8 protein-coding genes are annotated in these 7699 nt (G+C 48.5%); 5 read left to right on the top strand and 3 right to left on the bottom strand.

Annotated elements, in window-relative coordinates; translation table 11 throughout:
- Both Q0369_RS11150 and Q0369_RS00760 read right to left on the bottom strand, forming a co-directional pair.
- The coding region (locus Q0369_RS11150; protein ID WP_367178950.1) for a twin-arginine translocation signal domain-containing protein at positions 1-66 on the bottom strand (66 nt) is incomplete at its 3' end.
- A gap of 335 nt (positions 67-401) precedes the next feature.
- Positions 402-1457 carry a transglutaminase-like domain-containing protein gene (locus Q0369_RS00760; RefSeq protein WP_298094649.1) on the bottom strand — a complete coding sequence of 352 codons (1056 nt, stop codon included), beginning with the start codon at positions 1455-1457 and terminating at the stop codon, positions 402-404.
- A 107-nt stretch (positions 1458-1564) separates the two neighbouring features.
- Between Q0369_RS00760 and cmoB the strand changes: the two genes are divergently transcribed.
- Entirely contained in the window at positions 1565-2458 is an 894-nt protein-coding gene (gene cmoB, locus Q0369_RS00755; RefSeq protein WP_298094646.1) for a tRNA 5-methoxyuridine(34)/uridine 5-oxyacetic acid(34) synthase CmoB, read from the top strand.
- Positions 2459-2980: 522 nt separating this feature from the next.
- Here cmoB and Q0369_RS00750 read toward each other — a convergent pair.
- The gene (locus tag Q0369_RS00750; protein ID WP_298094643.1) at positions 2981-3580 is read right to left on the bottom strand and encodes an MBL fold metallo-hydrolase; all 600 of its coding nucleotides are present in this window, start codon (positions 3578-3580) and stop codon (positions 2981-2983) included.
- A gap of 95 nt (positions 3581-3675) precedes the next feature.
- Between Q0369_RS00750 and nadE the strand changes: the two genes are divergently transcribed.
- The 4 genes from nadE to argB are packed head-to-tail and all read left to right on the top strand — an operon-like array spanning position 3676 to position 7601.
- A complete protein-coding gene (gene nadE / locus Q0369_RS00745) occupies positions 3676-4512 on the top strand; it encodes an NAD(+) synthase (RefSeq protein ID WP_298094638.1) in 837 nt (278 codons plus the stop codon).
- Positions 4490-5626: a DegT/DnrJ/EryC1/StrS aminotransferase family protein gene (locus Q0369_RS00740; RefSeq protein WP_298094635.1), complete on the top strand. Its 1137-nt coding sequence runs from the start codon at positions 4490-4492 to the stop codon at positions 5624-5626. Before nadE ends, Q0369_RS00740 begins: the two co-directional genes overlap by 23 nt.
- The gene (locus Q0369_RS00735; RefSeq protein WP_298094633.1) at positions 5619-6725 is read left to right on the top strand and encodes a tetraacyldisaccharide 4'-kinase; all 1107 of its coding nucleotides are present in this window, start codon (positions 5619-5621) and stop codon (positions 6723-6725) included. Before Q0369_RS00740 ends, Q0369_RS00735 begins: the two co-directional genes overlap by 8 nt.
- 18 nt (positions 6726-6743) lie before the next feature.
- Positions 6744-7601, top strand: coding sequence for an acetylglutamate kinase (gene argB / locus Q0369_RS00730; RefSeq protein ID WP_298094630.1), 858 nt, complete (start codon positions 6744-6746; stop codon positions 7599-7601).
- Positions 7602-7699: the final 98 nt, after the last annotated feature.

Raw genomic sequence — 7699 nt, 5'->3', positions numbered from 1 at the left:
GGTACTCGGAGTTGCCATAACGGCGCCTAAAATCGCAGTGTTTCTTAAAAAATCGCGTCTTTGCATGAAATGCCTTCAAAATAAAATGGCTAAGCCTTAGCCCTAATTTACGCGCTGATTTTAGCCTTTTGCGGCTTTGAAATCGCTAAATTTAAAATTTCACCAGCTTTAAAATTTTAAAATTTCGCCCAAAGACATAGCGCGAAATTTCGCCAAAGCGGGCATGATAGCCCGCAAACTAGGCGCGCAGACAGTATGTATCGGCGGCGTAGGCTAAACCACGCAAAAAGCGCCGCTGTCGCAAAGCCAAGCGTGCGCTTAGATTAAACGGTTGAGCCTCGACGAAGCGCGGCGGCTTAGCTTAAGCAAATCGCGGCGGTAAAATGCAAGCCGCCAGAGGATTAAATTTCTCGCGAAAAATACTCGTAGATAAAATTTTTAGGCGAGTACGGATCTTTCGGCGTGCCGCCCACTTCGCAATACGGATGCGAAAAAATTTCGATCGGAACGTGCGCCGGACGCGGATTTAGCACGATTTCGCGAGCGTAGTTAAAGCCCAGCCAGCACGGCTCCCAGTTACCGAAAAGATATTCGCGCACCCGCGCCAGCTTAGAATCATCCTCGCTTAAGTTCTCGCCCAATCGCACCTTCGTAACGTCCGCGGGATCGACAGGTATCCAGCCGTAGCCTTTTAGATAAAATTCCGCTCTACAGTGCTGCGCGCCCGAGATTTCAAGCGCACCGCCACTTAAGGCGCCCATGACGCCCATTTCGGGCGAGAATTTCTGCGCCGCGCCTGTGCGGATGCCGTAAATAGCGCGCGCAGGAATGCCAGCTGCCCTGCAGAGCGCGACGAACACGCTATTAATATCGGCGCATTTGCCGCTTAGCTTGCCGCTGCTTAAAATCGCTGTTGCATCGCCGCTACCGCATGCAATCACGCTATTATCGCGACTCATATTTTTTGCGACCCACTCGTAGATCGCGCGCGCCTTTTCCAGATCGCCTTTAAGCGAGCCGGTGATCTCGTCTGATTTTTGTTTTGCAGCGCCTTCTACCGGAATTAGCTTTGAAGGCTTTAAAAACTCCTCGATCTCTGGGCTCAAGCGCTCGTTTTCATTAAAGCTTACCTTGCTAAAATCGGTGTTTCGCTCCGAAATTTCAATATCGAAGCTAAGCTCAAAATAATCATCCTCTTCGCCTACGACACCTTGCTCGCCGTATTTGCCGACGCCCGCTCTTGCCTCTTTATCGGGTGCGAAGCGCGCGTAGTACGTGCTTATATGATCTCCGCAGATAGCAGACTCTTGCGCATTTGAGCGGGCATGATATTCGCCAAGCAACCTCTGATAGGGCTCTTGCAGCACTAACGGCAGCCAAAGCCGCACCTCTGCGCCACTACTTGAAATTTCGTGATTAAACCTGAGACTAAATTTTCTCGTTTTTGCTTCTTGCATTTTTTGCTCCTTTGCTTGAATTGCAAGTCGATTTTATCTCTTTGCGCCTTAAAATGGATAAAATTTTATGTTAAAATGGCGCTAAATTTGAAATTTTAGGATTAAAAATGGATCTGCAAAAAATCAGAGACGAGAACTTTAAAAAGCTGCAAAGCGGGCAAAACCGCGAAATTTTAAGTGCGATCGAGGCGCTGCAAATAGGCGAGTGCGGCTGCGAGTGCGGCGACGTCGTGCGTGCAAGCTTTAGCGCTAGCGCGGAGCAAGAGAATGAGATTACACGTATCGCGCGAGCGATAAAGCCGTGGCGCAAGGGGCCTTTTGCGCTGAATGATCTTTTTATCGACGCTGAGTGGCGAAGCTTCGTGAAATTTAACCTGCTGCGACCGTTTTTAAATCTGAGCGGCAAAACCGTCGCCGACGTGGGCTGCAACAACGGCTACTATATGTTTCGCGCAAGCGCTCTAAAGCCTGCGCGACTAGTGGGGTTTGACCCGAGCGCGCTATTTTATCTGCAGTTTCGCTTCATCGAGAAATTCCTCCGCAGCGGCGCGAGATTCGAGCTTTTGGGCGTGGAGCATCTGCCGTTTTACGAGCACAAATTCGATACGATATTCTGCCTCGGCGTCATCTACCACCGCAGCGACCCTGTAAAGATGCTAAAAGATCTGCGCGCCTCGCTAAATGCGGGCGGCGAGGTGTTTTTAGACACGATGTATATCGAAGGAGCGGGCGATTTCGCGCTGTGTCCGAAAAACAGCTACTCAAAAATTTCAAATATCTACTTCGTCCCGACTGTCGGCGCGCTACAAAATTGGTGCGAGAGGGCGAAATTTAGAGATTTTGAAATTTTGGCTCAAAAGCCCACGGATGCTAGCGAGCAGCGCAAAACGGAGTGGATCGACGGGCAGAGCTTGGAGAATTTCCTAGACCCGCTCGATAGCTCGCGCACGATCGAGGGCTATCCCGCCCCGAGGCGTATCTACGTGCGGCTTAGGGCGTGATCTGCGCCTTTAAAACGCGTAAAATTTTACTGAATTTAATCGGCTCGCGGGGGAAAATTTTACGTTCGGCAGAGCGTGAAATTTGACTAAATTTAGCGAGCTTGAATTGGATTGGATCGCATTGTGGCGGTTAGAATCGATACGACGGCGCAAATTTTAAATTTCGCCTCGTGCGCTACGTTTTGCTCGGCGCGGCGGCACGAATTTTAAATTTTGCTTTTGCATTACGCTTTGCGTCTTGCGCACACGGCGGCGCGAAATTTTACTAAATTTAATCAAGCGGCGGTAAATTTTAAAATTTTATCTGCGCATCTTCGCCAATGCGCGCATGGTGCGAACAGGGCGCAGAAATTTTAACGCCCGCAGCCGCAAATAAAGCGGTAAATTTCGGCGCCTGCAATGCGAGCAAAGCGGCACAAATTCTAGCGCCCGCGAACAAAGCGGTATAAATTTTCCGACGCCGACCGGCTTCACGCCACTTTACCGCTTATTGTGCGGCGAAACGCAGTTAAATTTAAACTATCAACGCTCAAAAAGCTGCAAAAAATATTTTAAATTTTGCCTCTCAGCCGCTAGGCTAGTATTTGCTCCGTGCCCCGGATATAGCGTAAAATCGCCCTTTATCTGCAAAATTTTATGCAAAGACTCTCTCATCTGCTCGCCGCTTGAAAAAGGAAAATCCCACCTGCCGATAGAGCCTTTGAATATGACGTCGCCGCTAAAGACCACGCCGCCTGCTTCGATCATACAGCTGCCCGGCGTATGTCCGGCAAAAAGACTAAATTTAACGTTAAAGCCTGCTATTTCAAAGCTTTGCTCCTGCCCTTTTACGAGTACGTCCGCTTCTATGGGCTCGGGCATCGTCTCAAAGGGATCCGCCCGCAGCATAAAGGCGTCGCTTTCGTGGATATAAATTTTAGCGCCCGCCCTTTGCAGCTTCGCGTCATCATAAACATGATCGAAATGCCCATGCGTATTCAAAACCGCGGCGATCTTTCCCGTATTTTGCATCACCCAATCAAAGCTGCCCTGCCCCGGATCGATCACCAAATCGCCCTGCTCGCCCTTTAGAATGTAGCAATTCGTCACATATTCGCCGAAAGCTTTTTTTAAAATTTGCATTTAAATCCTCCTTTTAAGCTTAAATTAAAGCCGTAATTTAGCCAAAAATAGTTAAAATTCGCGCAATTTAACGTAAAATTTTAAGGCTAAATATTATGTTCTTGGACGATTTGCTGCCGCAACTGACCGATTTTTTATCGGAGAGACTCGATGAAACGGGTGCGGACGCCTTTGTAGTAGGCATCAGCGGTGGGCTTGACAGCGCCGTGGTTTCTGCGCTTTGCGCTCTTACAGAGATCCCTACTTACGGGCTTATCCTACCTAGCGCTGGTTCAAATTTAGAAAATATGGCAGACGGCATCTTTCACTGCGAATCCTTTAATATCCCCTACGAAATCCAAGAGATCGCGCCATTTGTAGAAAATTTTACCGCTTTAAATCCCGGCGCAAGCGCTCTTCGCATCGGAAATTTCGCCGCGCGCGTAAGAATGAGCTTGCTTTATGATTACAGCGCGGCTAAACGCGGCGTAGTCGTAGGCACGAGCAATCTTAGCGAGAGGATGCTAGGCTACGGCACGATTTACGGAGATTTAGCCTGCGCGTTTAATCCGATCGGAGAAATTTTAAAAACCGATCTATTTAAATTTGCAAAAATTTTATGCATAGACGATGCGATCATCAAAAAAGCCCCAAGCGCCGATCTATGGGAAAATCAAAGCGACGAACGTGAGCTTGGATACAGCTACGAGATTTTAGATAGCGTGCTAAGAGATATTTTTTCGCGGCCTAATCTAAGGGCTAAGATCCGCTCGGGCGAGCAGATCGGTGCGGACGATCTGAAATATCTGAAAAAATCCAACCACAATAAAGATCTGGTAAAGCTAATCGTGCGTAAAATTTTAAAAAATAACTTCAAACTACGTATGCCGGCCGTGGCTCGCATAGAGCCCGCACACCAAGGAGAGATTTATGAAAGAGATACCGTTTTATAAGGCTCAAATCGATAAAAAAGAGGAAGACTTAATTAAAAGCGCCCTCTACAACAGCGATATAAGATATAGCGAAATTTTTGAAGAGGATATTTGTAAGTACTTCGGCGTAAAGCACGCCGTATCTACCACGAGCGGAACGACGGCGCTGCATCTGGCGCTTTGCGCGATGGATATTAAGCGCGGAGATAAAATTTTATGCTCCGTAAATTCCTTCCCCAACGTCGCCGAAGTGATCCGCCACTTCGACGCAGAGCCCGTTTTCGTAGATATCGATCCGATAAGCTTTAATATCACGAGCGAAAGCCTTGCTCGCACGATAGATCAGAACCGCCACAAGAAGCTAAAATGCGCTTTCATCTCGCACATCGCGGGGCTTGCTGCGGATATAGACGCCATCAGCGAGGTCGCCAAAAGCGAAAATATCGTCCTTATAGACGATGCGTGCCGCGCTATGGGCGCTACCTATAAAGGCGCAAAAATCGGAGCGCTTAAAAGCTCGCTCATATCGTGCTTTCAGATCAATCCTCAAGCGCAAGACGCGATCTCTACGGCGGGCTTTTTCGTTACGAACGACGATGAGATAGCAAGCGCCGCACAAATTTTAAGAAACGGCGGCATTGTGGGAGATGCCTTTTACAAAGACGGCAATATGTCCTTTACCTACGACGTCGATCGCATCGGTCAAAAATACGATCTTAACGCCATAAATTCCGCCTACGCCATCGCCCAGTTTGAAAAAACCGACGCCTTTATAAAGCGCCGCAAGCAGATCGCCGCAGCGTATCGCGAGCAGCTCGCAAACTGCCCTCACGTGACGCTTCCAAGCGACAGCGAGGAGCATATCTATACTCAATTCATCGTAAAGATCGACAAAAACCGCGACGATTTCGCCAAGGCGCTGATCTCGCGCGGAGTAAGCGTATCGCTGCACTACGTGCCGGTGCATCTGCTAAGCTACTACAAAAGCAAATATAATTACAAGGTCAATGATTTCCCGAATGCGCTTAAAAACTATCAGCAAATTTTATCCCTGCCGATCTATACGGCGCTTAGCGACGACGATGTGAGCTACATCTGCGAGCAGATCAAAGAGATAGCGCAAAATCGTGTTTAAACTCCTAATCGAGCGAAACTTATACGACCCGAGCCCCGCGTGGCTTGCGCTCGGAGTAATTTTAGCACCGCTATCGCTGCTCTATACGCTTATCGTCTGCCTAAAAAGGCTCTTTGCTAAGCCGCAAAAATTTAAAATTCCAATAATCAGCGTCGGAAATTTAACCCTCGGCGGCAGCGGCAAAACCCCGCTGGTGCGGGCGCTTTTTAAAGAATTTAACGGGGAGCTCAAAACATGCATCATCCTTCGCGGATACGGGCGTAAAAGCAGAGGCTTGCTCGAAGTAGCGCTCGGCGGACGGATACTTTGCGATGTGCGGCAAAGCGGAGATGAGGCGATGGAATACGCGCTGTTTCTGCGCGGCGCAAACGTAATCGTCAGCGAAGATCGCGCTGCAGGGATATTGCGCGCGCAAACTCTCGGCTTTGAGCTGGTGATCTTGGACGACGGATTTTCTAAATTTAATATCTCTAAATTTGATATCTTGCTACGCCCGCAAAGCGCGCCGAAGCTGCCCTTTTGCCTGCCCTTCGCCGCGTATCGCTACCCGCCGTTTTTTTATAAATTTGCAGATTTCATACCCGCGCAAAGCGACATTTCGCAGGGCTTTAAGATCATTTCGGCGGCGGATCTGCAAGAGGGGCTAAACGGCACGGATGAAATTTTAAATTCCGACGCAGACGAAATTTCAAATTCCGCCGCGGATAAAATTTCGGATTTAAATTTAAAAACCGCCGCAGATGAAATTTCAAATTTAAACCCCGCCGTCGCGAATAAAATTTTAAATTCCAAAGAAGGTGGTTTTGAAAAATCTCGCACGATCTTAATCAGCGCCATCGCCAAACCTTGGCGCTTACAAGAGTTTTTGCCGCTCGCAAAAGCCCACGCATTTTTCCCCGATCATTATGATTTCAAAAAAGAGCAGATTTTAGAGCTGCTAAGGCGCGAGGGCGCGGAGCATATCCTTTGCACGGCGAAAGATTACGTGAAATTAAGGGATTTGGGCGTGGAAATTTCAGTGATTTTGCTAAATTTAAAGCTAAGCGAAAACTTTATACGCGAAATTCAAAACTACATAAACCAAGCTATGATAAAATAAGGTTTTTAAAGGAATTTTATGATAAAAAAGAGCAAAACCGCCGAAGTAATCATCTCCGCGCTACCCTATATCCGTAAATTTAGAGATAAAATTTTTGTCGTCAAATACGGTGGTGCGGCGCAAACCGACGATGCACTCAAGCTTGATTTTGCCCGCGACATCGTGCTTTTGCATATGGTCGGCATCAAGATCATCGTCGTGCACGGCGGCGGCAAAAAGATCAATCAGACTCTGGATAAGATCGGAGTGCGCAGCGAGTTTAAGGACGGGCTTCGCATAACAAATAAAGACGCGATCGAAATTACCGAGATGGTGCTAAGCGGCGCGGTAAATAAAGAGATCACGGCGCTTTTGAACCAAAACGGCGCGCCTGCGATCGGCATCAGCGGCAAGGATGGCGGGCTTTTGAAAGCGAAATTCCTCGACGAGAAAAAATACGGCTTCGTAGGCGAGATCACCGAGGTAAACACCAAGCTGATAAACGACCTGCTGCAAAAGGACTATCTGCCGGTGATCGCCCCGCTTGCGGGCGGCGAGACGGACGAAAACGTGAGCTTTAATATCAACGCCGATCTCTGCGCCAGCAGGATCGCAGCCGCGCTAAAAGCGAGCAAGGCGATATTTTTAAGCGACATTGACGGGGTGCTCGATAAAGAGGGAAATTTAATCAGCAAGCTTGATGCTGCGCTCATTTCGAAGCTCAAAAAGGACGGCACGATCGCAGGCGGCATGATCCCAAAGGTCGATGCGTGCCTGCAATGCGTGCGAAACGGCGCAAATGCCGCGCATATCATCAACGGCAAAATTCCGCACTCGATCCTGCTTGAGCTTTTCACGGACGGCGGCATAGGAAGTTTGATAAAGGAAGAAATTTAGGCGCGAACGCGGAGGCGGCAGGCTTAAAGCGGCAATGCCGCAAATCCGTGCAAGCGACCTAAGCGATCAAATTTAAAGCGCCTAGGCGGGCGTAAATT

This window comes from uncultured Campylobacter sp., assembly GCF_938030685.1.
Lineage (GTDB): Bacteria > Campylobacterota > Campylobacteria > Campylobacterales > Campylobacteraceae > Campylobacter_B.
This window is presented reverse-complemented; position numbering and strand designations above follow the sequence as displayed.

Bases quoted from the DNA above. Each gene is read 5' to 3' on its own strand.
- Q0369_RS00760 (WP_298094649.1), bottom strand. From the start codon at position 1,457: ATGCAAGAAGCAAAAACGAGAAAATTTAGTCTCAGGTTTAATCACGAA.
- argB (WP_298094630.1), top strand. From the start codon at position 6,744: ATGATAAAAAAGAGCAAAACCGCCGAAGTAATCATCTCCGCGCTACCC.
- nadE (WP_298094638.1), top strand. From the start codon at position 3,676: ATGTTCTTGGACGATTTGCTGCCGCAACTGACCGATTTTTTATCGGAG.
- Q0369_RS00740 (WP_298094635.1), top strand. From the start codon at position 4,490: ATGAAAGAGATACCGTTTTATAAGGCTCAAATCGATAAAAAAGAGGAA.
- cmoB (WP_298094646.1), top strand. From the start codon at position 1,565: ATGGATCTGCAAAAAATCAGAGACGAGAACTTTAAAAAGCTGCAAAGC.
- Q0369_RS00750 (WP_298094643.1), bottom strand. From the start codon at position 3,580: ATGCAAATTTTAAAAAAAGCTTTCGGCGAATATGTGACGAATTGCTAC.